Genomic DNA, 16,060 nt, shown 5'->3' on the forward strand with positions numbered 1-16,060 from the left:
CCGGGGCGCGGACCCGGTCCTCGGTTCATGCCGGGCGTCCCCGCAGGTAGGCCAGGACCGCCTGGACCCGACGGTGCACGCCCTCCTCCGGAGGCAGGTCGAGTTTGGCCAGGATGTTGCCCACGTGCTTGCCCACGGCGGCGTCGCTGACCAGCAGTTCGCGGGCGATCGCCCCGTTGGAGCGGCCCTCGGCCATCAGGGCGAGGACCTCGTGCTCACGCGGTGTCAGGCGCTCCAGCGGGTCGGCGCGGCGGCGCAGCAGTTGGCGGACCACCTCGGGGTCGACGAAGGTCGCGCCGTCCACCACCCTGCGCAGCACGGAGGCGAACTCGCGGACGTCGCCCACCCTCTGCTTGAGCAGGTAGCCCACGCCCCGGCCGTCACCGGAGTCGAGCAGGTCGGTGGCGTAGCTCAGCTCCACGTACTGGCTCAGCGCCACCACCGCCAGGCCGGGGTGCTCGCGACGCAGCCGGACGGCCGCGCGCAGCCCCTCGTCGGTGAAGTCGGGGGGCATGCGGATGTCGGTGACCACGAGGCCGGGCGTGTGCTCGGCGACGGCCGGCACGAGGGCGTCGGCGTCGCCGACGGAGGCCACGACGGGGAAGCCGAAGCGTTCCAGGAGCCCGGACAGGCCCTCCCGGAGCAGGACGCCGTCCTCGGCCAGGACGGTGGGCACCAGGGGCGGGGCGGCGGGGGTCACGTCAGCGGTGTCGGGGGGAGGGGTCCGCACGGCAGCTCCACTCGGATTCGGGTCGGTCCGCCCGCGGGGCTGGACAGCTCCATTGTGCCGCCCATGACGGCGACGCGGTCCATGAGACCGGTGAGCCCGGAACCGCGTGCGGGGTCGGCACCGCCCGCGCCGTCGTCGGTGACCTCCACCAGGAGGGTGTCGGAGCGGCCCGCGCCGCCGGACGCCGTGCTGGCGTGCACGGTGGCGGTGGTGGCCTCGGTGTGCTTGAACACGTTGGTGAGCGCCTCGGCGACCACGAAGTAGGCGGTGCCCTCCACGTGGGCGGGCGGTCGGCGGGGGATCTCGGTGTCCACGCGGGTGGGGACGGGGCAGCGGTCGGCGAGTTCGGCCAGGGCGGCGGGCAGGCCCCGGTCGGTGAGGACTCGGGGGTGGATGCCGCGCACCAGCTCGCGCAGTTCGGTGATGAGTTCGTCGGCCTTGGCCTGTGCGGCGACCACGCGCCGGTCGGCCTCGCTGCCCTCCTCCAGGTCCAGGCGGGCCAGGCCCAGGTCCATGGACAGGGCCACGAGGCGTTGTTGGGCTCCGTCGTGCAGGTCGCGTTCGATACGTCTGCGCTCGTACTCGAAGGCGTTGACCAGGCGGGCGCGGGACTCGGTGACCTGGCTGAGTTCGGCGCGCAGCTCCTCCTTGGGCGGCCCGATCAGCAGGGCGCGGGCGATCACGGCGTGCCCCTGGGCGAGGGCCCCGGAGGCGTAGAGCAGCGCGATCAGGACCACGGGGGCGAGCAGCGTGTAGGGCACGGCCTCCCGGACCGTGGTGACGGTGACGAAGCCGAGGGAGATCGGCGTCCGCTCCTCTCCCCCGACGATGAACGGCCCCGTGACCAGGACCACCGCCATGATGAACAGGGTGCTCAGGACCATGGTGACCGCGAAGGAGACGGGCAGCAGCACCGCCGTGTAGCCGATCTCGCGCCAGGTCGCGCTCTCGGTGTAGCGGGTGCGGATCCACCCCCACAGTCCGGGCGGGGGAACGCGGTGGCCGCTGACGAAGGGGCCGCGCACGATGAGGAGGAGGCGTCGGCGTTCCAGCGCGCCGAGGGGTAGGGCGATGAGCGGACCGAGGACCACGGTCGTGGCGAGGCTGGTCACGAACAGCGCCGCCATGGAGATCGGGGAGAGGTCGCTCCACGGCCGGGACACGACCAGCCAGACGAGCACGCTCCAGGGCAGGTAGACCGGCGTGGCCACCATGAACAGCACGGTTCCGACGAACATGGTGTTGACGGAGTGGGCCAGGGCGCGCCAGGGCCAGGCGGTGATCAGGAAGCGGGGGCTCAACAGGGCGTGGAGGAGGGTCGGCGGGCTCGTCCGGGGGCCGTCCGGGGGACCCGTGCGGGGGTGCGTGGCGGATTCCGGGGGCGCGTCGGTGGTCATGTCGTTCACGGTAGGCAGGCCGGGCGCGGAGGGGAATCGGTTCCGCCATCTGGTCGGAGGCGGGGCTGGGCCCAGCCCGCCCGCCGCGGGAGCCGGACGCCCCGTTTCGGGAGTGGGCCGCGCGTCCGCCGCAGCTCATGGCGATAGGGTGGGGCGACGTGAGCGCGAAACCACTGATCCCCGATGTCCTGGCTGCCCGCTACGCGTCCGCGGAGCTGACCCGGCTGTGGTCCCCCGAGTACAAGGTCATCGCCGAGCGGCGGCTGTGGCTGGCCGTGTTGCGTGCCCAGGCGCGTCTGGGCGTGGACGTGCCCGACGGTGTGGTCGAGGACTACGAGAAGGTCCTGGAGCGGGTGGACCTGGCCTCCATCGCCGAGCGCGAGCGGGTGACCCGGCACGACGTGAAGGCCCGCATCGAGGAGTTCAACGCCCTCGCCGGTCACGAGCACGTGCACAAGGGCATGACCTCGCGCGACCTGACCGAGAACGTCGAGCAGCTCCAGGTCCGCGACAGCATGCTGTTGGCGCGCGACCGGATGGTGGCGCTGCTGGCCCGCCTGGGCAGGTTGGCGACCGAGTACGGCGAGACGGTGATGGCGGGCCGGTCCCACAACGTGGCGGCCCAGGCCACGACGCTCGGCAAGCGGTTCGCCTCGATCGCCGACGAGGTGCTGGTCGCCCACGGGCGGCTGGAGGAGCTGATCGCCCGGTACCCGATGCGCGGGATCAAGGGCCCGGTGGGCACGGCGCAGGACATGCTGGACCTGCTCGGCGGGGACCGGGAGGCGCTGGCCTCGCTGGAGGACGAGGTGGCCGCGCACCTGGGCTTCGAGCGGCGGTTCACGAGCGTGGGCCAGGTGTACCCGCGTTCGCTGGACTTCGAGGTGCTGACCGCGCTGGTGCAGCTGGCCGCCGGCCCCTCTTCGCTGGCCAGGACGATCCGGCTCATGGCCGGGCAGGAGCTGGTGACCGAGGGGTTCGCCGAGGGTCAGGTGGGTTCCTCCGCGATGCCGCACAAGATGAACACGCGCTCGTGCGAGCGGGTCAACGGGCTGGCGGTGATCCTGCGCGGGTACGCGTCCATGGCCGGTGAGCTGGCCGGGGACCAGTGGAACGAGGGCGACGTGTCCTGCTCGGTGGTGCGCCGGGTGGCGCTGCCGGACGCGTTCTTCGCCTTCGACGGGCTGGTCGAGACGATGCTGACGGTGCTGGACGAGTTCGGCGCCTTCCCCGCGGTGGTCTCCGCCGAGCTGGACCGCTACCTGCCGTTCCTGGCCACGACCAAGATGCTGATGGCCGCCGTGCGCGCGGGTGTGGGTCGGGAGACCGCCCACGAGCTGATCAAGGAGCACGCCGTGGGATCGGCGCTGGCCATGCGCCAGGAGGGTGTGGGCAACCAGCTGCTGGACCGTCTGGCCGGGGACGAGCGCTTCCCGCTGGACCGGGCGGAGCTGGACGCGCTGCTGGCCGACCGGATCACCTTCACCGGTGCCGCCGCCGACCAGGTCGGGGCCGTGGTGGCGCGGATCGACGAGATCGTGGCCGCGCGTCCGGAGGCCGCCGCCTACTCCCCCGGTTCCATCCTCTGACCGAACGTTCGGTACTGGGCGCGGGCCCGGAACGGTGCTTCTGACACTGTTCCGGGCCCTCTGCCGTGTCCGGCGTGTGCGACGTTCCCGCCTTATGGCGCAGTTCACCCCCGCGAACACTGGGTCCGGAAGTTAACGCCTATTACGGTTGACGTGTCAGCACGACCGCGAACCCCTCGGAGCCCCCATGGTCGACCCCTCCTCCTTCGGCACGGCGCTGTGGACCGTGGTGATCGTCACCGCGCTCATCGTCGCCTTCGGACTGGCCGCCCTGGCCGACATGGCCATGCGGCGCCGCGAGGACCGCGCCGCGCGCACCGCCGCCGCACAGCGGCGGCGCTCCTCCGAGGCGCACGCGGGTCACGGCGGGTGGGAGCGGGCCGTGCACGACGGGAACAGGAGCAACGGCAGCGGCCCCACCCACTCCTGAGGTTCGGCGGCCCTTCCTCCTCCGGGGAAGAGGCTGGTTCCGACGGCACGGGAGTACTTCACCCGCGGGGACCTCCGGGACGGAGGACGCGACGGGAGACGAGGAGTCGGTCTCCGCCCCACCTCGTCAGGCGAGGCCGCCGTTGGTGAAGATCGTCTGCCCGTTGACCCAGCGGGCGGGGCCCGCGAGGAACGCGACGGTCTCCGCGATGTCCTCGGGCTGGCCGAGCCGTTCCATCGGTGCGGCGTCGGCGAGGTTCTGGACGGTCCGCTCGTCCTTACCGTCGAGGAACAGTGGTGTCGCGGTCGGCCCGGGGGCGACGGTGTTGGCGGTGACGTCCCTCCCGCGCAGCTCACGGGCCAGCGTGAGCGTCAGCCCCTCGACTGCGGCCTTGGTCGCCACGTAGGGCCCGTAGTTCGGGAACTGGGTGCGGGTGACCGTCGTGGAGAAGTTGATGATCGCCCCGCCGGCGCGGACGCGGCGGGCGGCCTGCTGCGAGACGACGAACGTGCCGCGCAGGTTGGTGCGCACGATCTGGTCGAACTGGTCCAGGTCGTAGTCGGCGATCGGCCCAAGGACCATGATCCCGGCGGTGTTGACGACCACGTCGATCCCGCCGAGGGCCCGCTCGACCGCGTCGAAGGCGTCGGTCATCGCCGCCTCGTCGGCGACGTCTCCGCCCACGGCGACCGCGTCGCCTCCCGCGTCGGTGATCTCCCGGACGAGGGATTCGGCCCTGTCCTTGTTGCCCGCGTAGTGCACGCCGACCGCGTAACCGTCGGCGGCGAGCCGCTGCGCGGACGCCCTGCCGATACCGCCGGAAGCGCCGGTGACGAGTGCGACGCGGGGACTGTTCTGCGTGCTCATGATGTCGTGCTCCTTCTGTGGTGTCAGGTCTTTCGGGCACGACGGGCGGCGCCGCCCGTCGGGGAGCTCGGTTCGGTACGTCGTTTCAGTCGGCGCGCCGGCGCCGTCGGATGCGTTCGAGCCACTCGCGCATGAGCGCCTTCTCCCCTGCTGTGAGGGCGTCGGACTCGGTGAGGTGGGCCCGCAGCGTGGTGGCCGCGACCCCGGCCGCGTCCGCCCCGCCGGGCTCGGAGTCGTCGGTGTCGGCGAGGATCGCGCGGAAGGCCGCGTCACGCGCGTCGGTCGAGATCGACGGGTCGGGGTAGCTGTCCGGACGGAGGATCAGTCCGAGCGACACCCCGCTGTTGGCCGCCATGACGAACCGTGCCGCGTCCTCAGGGGGCATCCGCAGCCGTCCCTGCGCGGCGAGGCGTTCGAGGATCCCTCGCAGGAGGCCCATCGCCTCGTCCACCGCCTCCGGCATCGAGGCCAGCGCACCGCCGAACAGCAGCCGGTACGCGTGCGGGTGCGCCAGGGCGAAGGCGGTGTGGTTGTCCCATCCCCGCCGCAGGTCCTCCAGGGGGTCCGCCGAGGCCCTGGCCGCGCGCTTCATGCTCAGGTACTCGTCCCACACCCTGTCGACCACCGCGGCGAGCAGGCCGTCCTTGTCGCCGAACAACCGGTACAGCACCGGCTGCCCGACCCCGGCCGCCTCGCACACGGCACGCGTCGAGACGTCACCCGAGGAGGAGGACGCCAGCAGCTCGGCCGCCCGCTCCAGAATCACTGATCTCGTATCCACGTATCGACGATAACACAGACTCGAATCATCGAAAACAGCCTCTTGTTATCACCGATACGACCGCCGCACGGCTGAGCCGCACGGACCGGTCCCGTCCGGTTCGCGGAGCGGCTGGCGGCCACCGACGCCCGCGGCCCGGCCGAACCGGCGACCGGGCCGCGGAACGTGGCACCGCGCGGGGCGTCAGACCACCGTGAAACTCGCCTTGGTGAAACGCGGAGCGGCCTCGGCGGTGGCCTCCGCCTCCGCCGAGGCCCCGGGGACCACCCTGACCACGGGCATCTCGTCGCCGGACCAGGCCTGGTCCGGCAGTCGCCGCAGGGTCTCGGTCACGTCGAAGGAGAACTCGGCGCCCCCGGCGTGCGCGGTGTGGGACCCGACGTTGTCGAAGAACGTCAGGTGTCCCACGAAGGCGGGCCCGTCGGGGTCGGTGTCCGACTCGTCGTCGCCGAGGAAGACGCGGAAGGTGGCGCACGGGGCCGCGTCGGCGCGCACCCCCTCGAAGGTGAGCACGACCTGACCGTCGGACTCCACAGCGGTCGCGATGGTGTCCGCGGCGCCCCTCTCGCCGCTGATCGTGAGCGTGAGCGGCTCGACCCCCAACCGCGTCACCTCGTCGGTGACCGTGTACTCGGCCGTGGCCACCTCCGACGGCACCCGGGTGACCAGGAAGGCCGCCGGTGCCGCGTCGGTTCCCATACCGTCGACCAGCGACTCGTACGTGTAGGCGTTCTGGGGGAAGGTGAAGACCGGCCCCTCCAGCGTGTGTTGGCCACCGTGCTCGTCACGCAGCACGAAGGGCAGGTCGGGGTCGTCGGGTGTCTGCTTCGGGCGTACCTTCGGCCACCGCCAGTCCGTCGGCACCTGGTGCCTGGTCAGCCAGGCGGCCCAGAAGCGGTCGATGTTGGCGTGGTGCAGCCAGAACACCGGGTCCGCGGCGGCCGACGGCACCGAGCCCATCAGACCACCGGTCACGTTGTGCACCAGGCCGTGCGGAAAGCGCTCCAGCACCTGGGAGAAGCCCGCGCTGCCGACCTCCCCTCCCTCCGGCGGCCAGAAGAGGGGCTCCCGCATCGCGGCGGTCGGGTCGACCTCGTCGAAGGACATGGACTCGTCGCCCAGGCAGCGGCCCTCCATGTTGAGCGGCAGGTACAGCGGGTTGTCCTCTTCCTGCCGCCCCTGAGGGTCGTGGATCCTGCGCTGCCGGAAGGGCAGTGGAACCCTGCGCCACTCCTCCGAGTCCGCCGGTGACCCGCCGGGCACCAGGTGCGCGTAGTTCCAGTACGGCAGCGCCCAGTCGGCCATGTCGTCCCGGTGCAGCTTGGTGACGATGACGTTGCGCACGATGCGCTCGAAGTAGTACACGTACCAGCGGTGCCAGGGCAGGAAGTACCGGTCCCCGTGCGAACACTGCCCCCACTCGGGAGGATCGTCCTGCGCCCGCTGGGGCTTGCCGTGCGTGTACCACTGGTACTTCCAGGAGTTCGGGTCGGTCTGCTCCCGCTCCTTCATCCAGCCGACGGCCTTGGCGTACCAGTACAGCTCCGGCGCCCAGGCTCCCGTGCTGGCGTCGAACAGACCGGACACGTCCTTGCGTACGAACTTGCTCCGCGCCGGCCGATCGACGCCCGCCCGCCGTCGTGGTGCGGCCGCGGCGGCCGCCTGGGGCAGTCCCGCGGCGAGGGCGACGGCTCCCGTTCCCGCGAGCAGGGAGCGCCTGGACACATTCATGCGGTTCCTCCGAGGTGGTCTGGATGCTTCGGGCGACCTCGCGTGGGTGTCCGCCCGTGTGCCGTGGGAGCGGGCACGGCCTCGGGGCGGACGGTCACGTGGACGTTCGGGACGGGGCGCACGGCGGACCAGCCTTCGGAGCTGGCGGCATCGGACAAGGCGCACGGCCGGGCGAGTCCGGCCCAGAGAGCATCCGGGTGCCAATGTGAGCCTCCGCGCACGCGAGGTTGCCACTTTCCGTAGTCAGACAACCACAGGGAGAAGCGAAGTGTTGGATCTCCCACGGAAATCACGGGACTATGGGAAGGAGACGAGAAAGCTTTTGACTACCCGAAGACGGAACCACGGGTGATCGTCACCGGAGGCGGCCGGTGTGCTCCGAGTGGGAGCACACCGGCGAAGAGGGGCCGTCCGGTCAGGCGAAGAGCGTGGCGGCGTGGTCCAGGACCCCGCGGGGCAGGTAGTCGCTCTCCACGGGCACGTCCCAGCCACGGGCGCGGGCCAGGCAGGCCAGGGCGAGGACGCGCGTGTCGACGAACCCGTCGCTGTCCCCGTGGTTCCCACCGACGCTGAAGGCCTCCCGGTGCTCCTCCAGGGCGTCGACCAGGGCCAGGGCGAAACCGTCCCGGTCCCCCTCGACCAGCTGGGACAGCAGGATCACGGGAGGCGGCGGGTGACCGGGCAGCGCGTGGTGCCGTTCCAGGGCGGCCACGGCCTCGTCCATGGCCGCGCGCACCTCCTCGCCCGTTCCCGACCGCGACGACTCCGCCCGCAGATGGGCCAGCAGCGCCGTCCGGTACAGGCCGTAGACGCTGGTGCCCGTGTCGTCCCTGGCCGTGAAGGCGTCCGTGGGATAGCTCACCAGCGCGTCCAGGCGCTCCCGCGAGCCCGAGAGCACCGCGTACTCCGCCGCGACCATGCGCGCTCCCTCGCTGGTGTCACGGGTGGGGGCCACGCTGCGCAGGGGCGCGGTGGTCGGCCCGAGGGTGACCTCGACGGTGTCCTCCCGGCTGGCCACGCTGGCGAGGGCCGCGGCGGTGTACTGGGAGGCGTGGGTGAGGGCCTCCAGCTGACGCGGGTCGCGTGCCTGGGGGTCGACCAGCGAGCGGTACCGGAACCTGGTGATCTCGTCGCGGGCGTTCCACTGGAGTGCCGCCGGGAGCATGTGGGACACGGTGTCAGGGCTCCAGGCGTCCCCGAGGTCCTCCTCGGAGTCCTCGTCCAGCGTCTCCAGGAGCCGGTCGATGTGGTCGGGAACGGTGACCGGCCGCTCGACCGCCAGCTCTCCCCGGGCCAGTTCCCGTAGCGCCCCGGGGTCCTTGTCCGCGCCGTAGGCACCCACACGCGGCCCGCCCCGGCCCTGTTCGCCCGCGACGAGGCGGTGGGGCAGGTAGTCGGACCCGAAGGGCTGTTCCCACCCCTCCAGGCGCACGGCCATCGCGGCGTAGGCGATCTCGGCGATGGGCAGCAGGGAGCGCGGGGAATCCTCCGAGACGCTGTCGCGGTGGGCCTCCAGGCGGGCCGCCATCATCTTCCAGAAGAGTTCCTCGTTCCGCGACAACAACGTGTACAGCTGGAGGAGGTCGGGGTGGGGCGGTTCACCGGCGTTCGCCATACCGGTGACGGCGGAGTCGACGTAGCCCAGGACCTGGTCCCGCTGGGCGCCCAGTTCGGGGAAGAGGTAGTAGGCCAGGCCGCGGGCCAGGACCTCCCCCTCGTCGAAGGCCGAGGCGAGTGAGAGGAGGGCGCCAGCGTTCTGCTCGTGCAGGTCGGCGACCAGGCACAGGTACAGGGTCCGGATCCATTCCCAGGTCGGAGCCCCGTCGTGGTCGGTGTCGTCTCCCTCCCCGGAGTAGGAGAGTCCGGTGCCGGTGTAGGTGAGGTGGACCGAGAACGACGCGGAGGCGGGCGCGTGGTCCAGTTTGAGCGCTCCGATGCGGGCCTCGGCCGCCGAGTACAGGGCAGCGCGGGCGTCGGCGTCGATGGCGGGTTCGGCCGCCGACCGGGCTCCGGCGTAGTCGCGCAGATCGTCGGCGATCATGTCCCAGCCGTGGAGGTCCCGACCGAAGTGCTGCTGACCGCGGACGGCCCCGCCGATCCGGTCGGCGAAGTCCTCCGTGGCCTTGGCCAGGGCCTCGTCTCGCACGTCGTGCCGCTCGATACGCACTGGTCTCCCGTGTCCCTCCCGTGTGGCGGACCGGTCACCCGTCGTGGGGCCGGTTGCGTGACGGAGTCTGGCACGACGTGACGACAGGGCGGGGTGAGCGCCATGGCCCTTCCTCCTTCCGCCACCGATTCCACGGTCCCTGTGCACGGCAAGCGGCCCCGGCACCCGCCGGGGCCGCTTGGGACGGTTCGGCCCACCTCCTCCGTCGAGACCCGACCAGGCGCGTGCGGAGACGGAGGAGCGGCACGTGCGCACCCTGAGACTGCTGCGCACGGGTGGCGTCCGGCCGATGGCGGACGTGTTCGCGCACTTCCTCGTTCCGCCAGGTAGCCGCCCCGGCGGGGAGCGGCGCCGCCACCGAGGAGGAGTGGCGCGAGGCCGGGAACCGCCGCGCTCCACGATGCCGACCGCGAGCATGACCCGCGCCCCGACGCCCCCGTCACCGAACTGGCGCTCCAGGCGCCACGTGCCCGTCTCCACGCCCCAGTGCGAGGGTCACAAGGAGTCCACGACTCACGTCATCGACCGCGGCCCCACGGTCACTCCGCGGCCGTCGCGTCGGGTCCGCGCGCCGCCGCACCCGCGAACCATCCGGGCGGAGGCGCTCCGGCCCGGGTGCGCGTCAGCCCTCCCCCGTCCGGGTGCGACGGGCGTAGGCGCGGGCGGCGCGAGCCCGGTCACCGCAGCGGGTGGAACACCAGTGGCGCCGACCGTGGCGCAGCAGGTAACGGTTGCAGGGACTGGAACCACAGGCGGTCAGACGCGCGGCGTCGGGACCCGTGAGCAGGTCCGCTGCGTCGGCGGCGAGGGTCGCCAGGGCGTGGTCGACGATCTCGGTGGTGGGGTGCGGCGTCGCCCGGTAGGGCCCCTCCCTGTCGTCCCACCTCAGCAGTGGAGCGGTGGGCACCCTGGTCAACGCGTCGTTGACGGCCTCCAGCGCGGCGGGCAGCGCGGGCAGGGCGGCCACGTGCGAGGCGAACAGGGATCTGATCTGCTCGCGCAGCGCGCGTAGCTGTGTGGCGCACATCTCGCGCATGCCGGCGTCGACCGGCGCCAGGCCCCGTTCGGTCAGCCACCGGTTGGCCTCCGCGGGGATCGCGAGCAGGTCCACCGAGCGCCCGCCGGGCAGGACGACCGCGCTGTTGGCCAGAGCGAGGGAGGGGTACCGCTCCGCTCCCGGCGCGGGTGGCGGGCCGAGTTCCCCGTTTACGGTCTCCGTCATGGTCCTCATGGTACAAGTTGCCTCAGCCGTGATACACGGCTACCGTAAATCACGGCTGAGTCCTTTCCATCCGTGAGGTGTGTGCTCATGTCCGTCATGACCGAGCAGTTCCCCGTCCGCGTCTTCGGCGGCCCCACCGCCCTCTTCGAGTATGGCGGCCTGCGTTTCCTGACCGACCCGACCTTCGACGACCCCGGAGACCACGGAGACGAAGGGGGACCGGTACTGACCAAGACCGCGCCCTCCGCGGGCAGCCCCGCCGACCTCGGCCGCGTCGACGTGGTCCTGCTCTCCCACGACGAGCACGCCGACAACCTGGACGACTCCGGACGCGCCCTGTTGACCGACGTGCCCCTCACCCTGACCACCCCCGGCGGCGGACAGCGCCTGGGCGGCGGCGCCCGGGGGCTGGCCGACTGGGAGAGCGTCGAGCTGGACCGGCCCGGCGGCGGAACGGTCACCGTGACGGCCGCCCCGGCCATCCACGGCCCCGGGCCGCGCGAGGAGGTCGAACCGTTCACCGGTCAGGTCGTGGGCTTCGTCCTGACCGGCGAGGGCCTGCCCACGGTCTACGTCAGCGGCGACAACGCCTCGCTCGAACTGGTCGGGCAGATCGCCAAGCGCTTCGCCCCGGTGGACACCGCCCTACTGTTCGCGGGAGCCCCCCGCTTCCCCGTCCTCTTCGAGGGCCGACCGGTGGTCCTGGACAGCGCCCAGGCCGCCGAGGCCGCCCGGACCCTGGGAGCCCGCCGTGTGGTCCCGGTCCACTACGACAGCTGGACGCACTTCACCGAGGGGGCCGAAGAGCTGGCCGCCGCCTTCACCGAGGCGGGCCTGGCCCACCTGCTGGACTGGGGCCAGCGGGGCTGATCGCCACCCCCTCCCCTTCCGCCCTCCGCGACGCCCCGTCGTGGAGGGCTCTTCTCATCCGGTGGCCACGGGTGCGGATCCCGCCAGGTGCACCACCACCCCCCAGGTCAGACAGGGCGCGCACCCCCTTCCAGTGATGCCGCCGCGCTGGCGGGAGCGGGGTGGGACCGCGACGGAGCCGGTCCCGCGTCCACCCTCCGCGCCCGCCCCCTCTGACACGTCCCGCCAAAGTCGCGCGGCACCAGCCACGACATCCGCTCCGCCGCCTCCCGTCCGGCCCCGTCCAACCCCCGGTCCCGGCGGAGTCCTTCACGGACGGCTTCACGGAAGACGAACCCGTCACGACGCACCCGGCGCCTCGTTCCCGGAGCGTGTCCCGACTCCCCGAGGAGTACCAGCTCCGCGCCCCGCCGCGGCAGCGCGGACACCGGCCCTCGCTGGCGTTCACACCGCTGGTCCCCGGCGGCGGGGCGTGCCCCGGCGCGCGACCCGCGGCGGTCCCTTCCCGACGTCCGACGGCGGGCACGGACGAGCGGGGAACCCGTGAACCGATCCGAACAAGTCCCCGGGCGCGCCGAAGGCGGCGTCCAACGGGATACGACCTTTCCCAAAGGTGAGGCCCACCATTGCCAAAAACAAGAAACCGAACGGGGTTCGACTGGAAAAACCCGAAAAAATGCCCGAAGAAACACCCCCGGAAAGGAGCTCGCACACCCCCGAACCCACCCAGGAGATCCACAGAAAGAGAAACGCGATAAAAGCAGGTCACAAGGGCAACGAAAACAATGGGGGCATTGAACACGACGGCGGCCGCACAAGCCAGCCGACACACCAAATTCTCACCCATCCGGTTGACAGTTGCCCACAAAACAGTTAGTATAAATATTTATGTCGGAATTTGCATCGTTGGTGCAACGCCACCTGAGGCGCGGGCTCACGGGACGCCCTGCGGTCCGAGCCGCATTCCGTGACCTGGCCGCCTCCCCCGCTCCGACCGACACGGTCGGTCACGAGAACGACTCGTGGGCGGGCGTGGCTATCGGCTGGTGGNCCCCGGGACACTGCATCGGCATCGCCGGAAAAGGCGACCGAAGCTCCCCGACATCAACACGTACACCAAGACACGTGTACCTCTTTCCGTAGCACCCGCAGCGGTGACAGCTACTGTTCCCAGCGAGGCCGGACCACCTGATCACCGGTTCTCCAATCCGTCTGAATTCACTTTCCTGGCGTGCGTTCGTACCTCCTCGGGTCCGATCCGCACCCCTGCTTGAATATTCACGAGGCTGTGTTCGTCATGTCCGAAAAATCACATAACGGCAAAGAGCAACCGAGCCACAACACGAAAGGACGCAAGGACGACAGAGACAGGGACCAGGCCTCGGGGCCGCAGAGCCGGGCGAGTCACACCGCGCTCGGAAGCCTGGACTACCAACACCCCACGTATCCCCACGACACGCACCCGGTCCTCGTTCCGGGCATCTCGATCGACGAGCAGCGCCGCCACTACCGGGTCGACTGGCTCCCCTTTCCGGTCGCCGGCTCGCTGACGGTCGCCTTCGTCATCTGGGGCATCTGGTCCCCGGAAAGCGTCGCGTCGGTCGCCGAGACGGCCTTCTCCTGGTCGACCGACAACCTCGGCTGGATGTTCAACGTCGTGGCCATCGTCGTGCTCGTCGCCACCCTGGGCATAGCCCTCTCGCCCTACGGGAGGATCCCGCTGGGCAAGGACGGCGAGCGGCCCGAGTTCAGCACGTTCTCCTGGACGGCCATGCTGTTCGCCGCCGGACTGGGTGTGGCGGTCCTGTTCTGGGGCCCCTCGGAGCCGCTCACCTACTTCGTCTCGCCGCCTCCGTTGACCAACGAGCCGGAGTCGGTCGAGGCCATGCACACGGCTCTCGCCCAGATGTACTACCACTGGGGCTTCCACGCGTGGGCCATCTACGCGCTGATCGGCGGCGCCGTCGCCTACGCCGCGTACCGCCGTGGTCGCTCCCTGCTCATGTCCTCGATCTTCCGCGCCCTGTTCGGCCGGCGGCACACCGAGGGTTTCGCCGGGAAGCTCGTCGACATCTTCGCGATCATCGCGACGCTCTTCGGCACCGCCGCCGCTCTCGGTATCGCGGCGATGCAGATCGGCTCCGGTGTCAGCATCGTGTCGGGTGCCGGGGAGCTCACGAACAACACCCTGGTCGTCATCATCGCGATCCTGACCGTCGGCTTCGTCATCTCGGCCATCTCGGGCGTCGCGCGGGGCATCCGATACCTGTCGAACACGAACATCGTGCTCACGATCGGCATGGTCGCGATCGTTCTCTTCCTCGGCCCCACGCTGTTCCTCCTGAACCTGCTCCCCTCAGCGATCATGGAGTACTTCGGGTCCATGTTCGACATGATGGGTCGCTCCCTGTCGTGGGGCCGCGAGACACAGGAGTTCCAGTCCCTGTGGACCGTCTACTACTGGGCGTGGTGGATCTCCTGGTCGCCCTTCGTGGGCATCTTCCTCGCGCGCATCTCCCGCGGTCGCACCATTCGCCAGTTCATCCTCGGCACGATCGTCATCCCGTCCTCGCTGCTCTTCGTCGCCTACGGGGTGATGGGCGGCACCTCCATCTGGATGTACCGGGAGGGCGCCCCCGGGTTCACCGAGGGCATGCCCGCGCCCGAGGTGCTCTTCGCCCTCATCGACAACCTGCCGTACGTCGAGTGGCTGCCCTTCGTCGTGATCCTGGTGCTCGCGATCTTCTTCATCACCGCCGCCGACTCCGCGTCGGTCGTGATGGGCATGCTCACCACGCAGGGGGACCAGAAGCCCCGCCTCTGGGTGGTCGTCTTCTGGGGCCTGGTCATGTCGGGAATCGCGATCGTGATGCTGCTCCTCGGCGACGCGACGGCACTGCAGGGCCTACAGCAACTCGTGATCGTCACGGCGGTGCCCTTCGCGCTCGTGCTGGTCGTCGCCATCGTCGCGTGGTTCAAGGAACTGCGCACCGACCCCCTCACCCTGCGCATGCACTACGTCGACACGGCGATGAACAACGCCGTGACCGAGGGAGTGGACCGGTACGGCGACGACTTCTCCCTGAAGGTCGTGGAATCACGGCCCGGAGGCGGTGCCGGGGCGGGTATCGACTCCACCGACGAGAGCTACACCGAGTGGTACCAGCGCACCAACGAGGAAGGCGACCCGGTCGGCTACGACTTCGAGACCGGGGAGTGGGCCGACGGCTATGACGCGGCCACCGGTCAGGCCTCGGAGACCACCTCCGGACAGCCCGCGGTGACGCGTGAGGAACCCCGTGCCGGGGTGTTGGAGAACGGGACCCCCAATGAGGGACGCTGACCCCACCGCCCCCGCCACCGCCGATTCAGCCGGTGTCGAGGGCCAGACGGAAACCCGTGTGGCCGAGGGTCGTGTCCGCGGTCACCGCGGTGCGCGCGGAGGTGCGGTACCGACGGCAGTACGACGCGTGGCACATGTAGGAACCGCCCCGCAGCACGGGTCGTCCGTCGGTCCGGCCGAAGACGCCGCTGGTCCACTCCCAGACGTTGCCCGTGGTGTTGTGCAGACCGTAGGCGTTGGGTTCGAACGACGCGGCGGGCACGGTGCCGACCGGACCGGTCGGGCCGTCCGGGAAGTCACCGGGGAACGTGTTCATGCGGGGCACCCCGCCGGGTTCCCGTACGGCGCCCCAGGGAAAGGGCTGCTGTTCGAGCCCGCCGCGCGACGCGAACTCCCACTCGGCCTCCGAGGGAAGTCGGGCCCCGACCCACTCGGCATAGGCCGTGGCGTCCCGCTGCGACACGTGGGTGACGGGATGTCCGCCGCGGGACTCCGCCGAGGATCCGGGGCCTTCGGGACGGTGCCAGCAGGCGCCCTCGACCTGACGCCACCACGGCGTCCGCGCGACCGCCGGGGCGCTGTCGCGCAGCCCTTCGGGCAGCAGCCCCCGGAACACGAGGGAGTCGCCCAGCTTCTCGGCGTCGGTGCGGTACCCGGTGTCGAGCACGAAGGCGGCGAACTCGGCCACCGTCACGGTCGTCGGCGCGATGGCGAACGGTTCCACCCGCTCCCGCCGGACGGGTCCCTCTCCGTCCTCCGGATAGGCGAACCGGTCCGTGCTGCCCATGAGGAACGTGCCTCCGGTGAGGCCGATCATCCGCAGCTCGCCGTTCGCGGCGGCGGCGAGGCGCTCCAGCGTCCTCCCGTCGACGCCCTCCGAGCCCCTCGGACGGCGGTCGGCCGTCTCGCGTGTGGGACCGCAGCAGCTCATTC

Annotated in this window: 12 protein-coding genes; 4 read left to right on the plus strand and 8 right to left on the minus strand. The window is 71.1% G+C overall.

The genetic code is table 11. The annotated features are described in order from the left end of the window. Positions 1–25: 25 nt before the first annotated feature. Positions 26–730 carry a response regulator transcription factor gene (locus D455_RS0102375; RefSeq protein WP_017569166.1) on the minus strand — a complete coding sequence of 235 codons (705 nt, stop codon included), beginning with the start codon at positions 728–730 and terminating at the stop codon, positions 26–28. Beyond that, on the minus strand, positions 697–2,127 hold the full coding sequence (locus D455_RS0102380) for a sensor histidine kinase (RefSeq protein WP_017569167.1): 1,431 nt from the start codon (positions 2,125–2,127) through the stop codon (positions 697–699). Before D455_RS0102380 ends, D455_RS0102375 begins: the two co-directional genes overlap by 34 nt. A gap of 158 nt (positions 2,128–2,285) precedes the next feature. Between D455_RS0102380 and purB the strand changes: the two genes are divergently transcribed. Together purB and D455_RS0102390 are read left to right on the plus strand one after the other, a co-directional pair. Continuing rightward, on the plus strand, positions 2,286–3,716 hold the full coding sequence (gene purB, locus D455_RS0102385; RefSeq protein WP_017569168.1) for an adenylosuccinate lyase: 1,431 nt from the start codon (positions 2,286–2,288) through the stop codon (positions 3,714–3,716). A 187-nt stretch (positions 3,717–3,903) separates the two neighbouring features. Next, entirely contained in the window at positions 3,904–4,146 is a 243-nt protein-coding gene (locus D455_RS0102390) for a hypothetical protein (protein WP_017569169.1), read from the plus strand. Between the two features lie 126 nt (positions 4,147–4,272). On the opposite strand, the gene D455_RS0102395 is transcribed toward D455_RS0102390, so the two are convergent. From D455_RS0102395 to D455_RS0102415, 5 genes are all read right to left on the minus strand, one after another. Continuing rightward, a complete protein-coding gene (locus D455_RS0102395; RefSeq protein ID WP_017569170.1) occupies positions 4,273–5,013 on the minus strand; it encodes an SDR family oxidoreductase in 741 nt (246 codons plus the stop codon). Positions 5,014–5,098: 85 nt separating this feature from the next. Continuing rightward, on the minus strand, positions 5,099–5,794 hold the full coding sequence (locus tag D455_RS0102400; protein WP_040684306.1) for a TetR/AcrR family transcriptional regulator: 696 nt from the start codon (positions 5,792–5,794) through the stop codon (positions 5,099–5,101). 183 nt (positions 5,795–5,977) lie between these two features. Beyond that, a complete protein-coding gene (locus tag D455_RS0102405; RefSeq protein ID WP_040684307.1) occupies positions 5,978–7,525 on the minus strand; it encodes a tyrosinase family protein in 1,548 nt (515 codons plus the stop codon). A 415-nt stretch (positions 7,526–7,940) separates the two neighbouring features. Continuing rightward, entirely contained in the window at positions 7,941–9,692 is a 1,752-nt protein-coding gene (locus D455_RS0102410; protein WP_017569173.1) for an immunity 49 family protein, read from the minus strand. A gap of 622 nt (positions 9,693–10,314) precedes the next feature. After that, a complete protein-coding gene (locus D455_RS0102415) occupies positions 10,315–10,914 on the minus strand; it encodes an ABATE domain-containing protein (RefSeq protein ID WP_017569174.1) in 600 nt (199 codons plus the stop codon). 87 nt (positions 10,915–11,001) lie between these two features. Here D455_RS0102415 and D455_RS0102420 point away from each other — a divergent pair, with 87 nt between their 5' ends. Both D455_RS0102420 and D455_RS0102425 read left to right on the plus strand, forming a co-directional pair. Beyond that, on the plus strand, positions 11,002–11,784 hold the full coding sequence (locus tag D455_RS0102420) for an MBL fold metallo-hydrolase (RefSeq protein WP_017569175.1): 783 nt from the start codon (positions 11,002–11,004) through the stop codon (positions 11,782–11,784). Positions 11,785–13,081: 1,297 nt separating this feature from the next. After that, positions 13,082–15,127 (plus strand): BCCT family transporter, encoded by a 2,046-nt coding sequence (locus tag D455_RS0102425; protein ID WP_040684310.1) that lies wholly within the window; start codon positions 13,082–13,084, stop codon positions 15,125–15,127. Positions 15,128–15,152: 25 nt separating this feature from the next. On the opposite strand, the gene D455_RS0102430 is transcribed toward D455_RS0102425, so the two are convergent. After that, positions 15,153–16,058, minus strand: coding sequence for a formylglycine-generating enzyme family protein (locus D455_RS0102430; RefSeq protein WP_017569177.1), 906 nt, complete (start codon positions 16,056–16,058; stop codon positions 15,153–15,155). Positions 16,059–16,060 lie beyond the last annotated feature (2 nt).

Origin of the sequence: Nocardiopsis halotolerans DSM 44410, assembly GCF_000341065.1 — a bacterium.
Lineage (GTDB): Bacteria > Actinomycetota > Actinomycetes > Streptosporangiales > Streptosporangiaceae > Nocardiopsis > Nocardiopsis halotolerans.

What these genes read in the sequence shown, in the direction of transcription:
- D455_RS0102380 (WP_017569167.1), bottom strand. Translation starts at nt 2,127, where the DNA reads ATGACCACCGACGCGCCCCCGGAATCCGCCACGCACCCCCGCACGGGT.
- D455_RS0102390 (WP_017569169.1), top strand. Translation starts at nt 3,904, where the DNA reads ATGGTCGACCCCTCCTCCTTCGGCACGGCGCTGTGGACCGTGGTGATC.
- D455_RS0102395 (WP_017569170.1), bottom strand. Translation starts at nt 5,013, where the DNA reads ATGAGCACGCAGAACAGTCCCCGCGTCGCACTCGTCACCGGCGCTTCC.
- D455_RS0102405 (WP_040684307.1), bottom strand. Translation starts at nt 7,525, where the DNA reads ATGAATGTGTCCAGGCGCTCCCTGCTCGCGGGAACGGGAGCCGTCGCC.
- D455_RS0102415 (WP_017569174.1), bottom strand. Translation starts at nt 10,914, where the DNA reads ATGACGGAGACCGTAAACGGGGAACTCGGCCCGCCACCCGCGCCGGGA.
- D455_RS0102420 (WP_017569175.1), top strand. Translation starts at nt 11,002, where the DNA reads ATGTCCGTCATGACCGAGCAGTTCCCCGTCCGCGTCTTCGGCGGCCCC.
- D455_RS0102425 (WP_040684310.1), top strand. Translation starts at nt 13,082, where the DNA reads ATGTCCGAAAAATCACATAACGGCAAAGAGCAACCGAGCCACAACACG.
- D455_RS0102430 (WP_017569177.1), bottom strand. Translation starts at nt 16,058, where the DNA reads ATGAGCTGCTGCGGTCCCACACGCGAGACGGCCGACCGCCGTCCGAGG.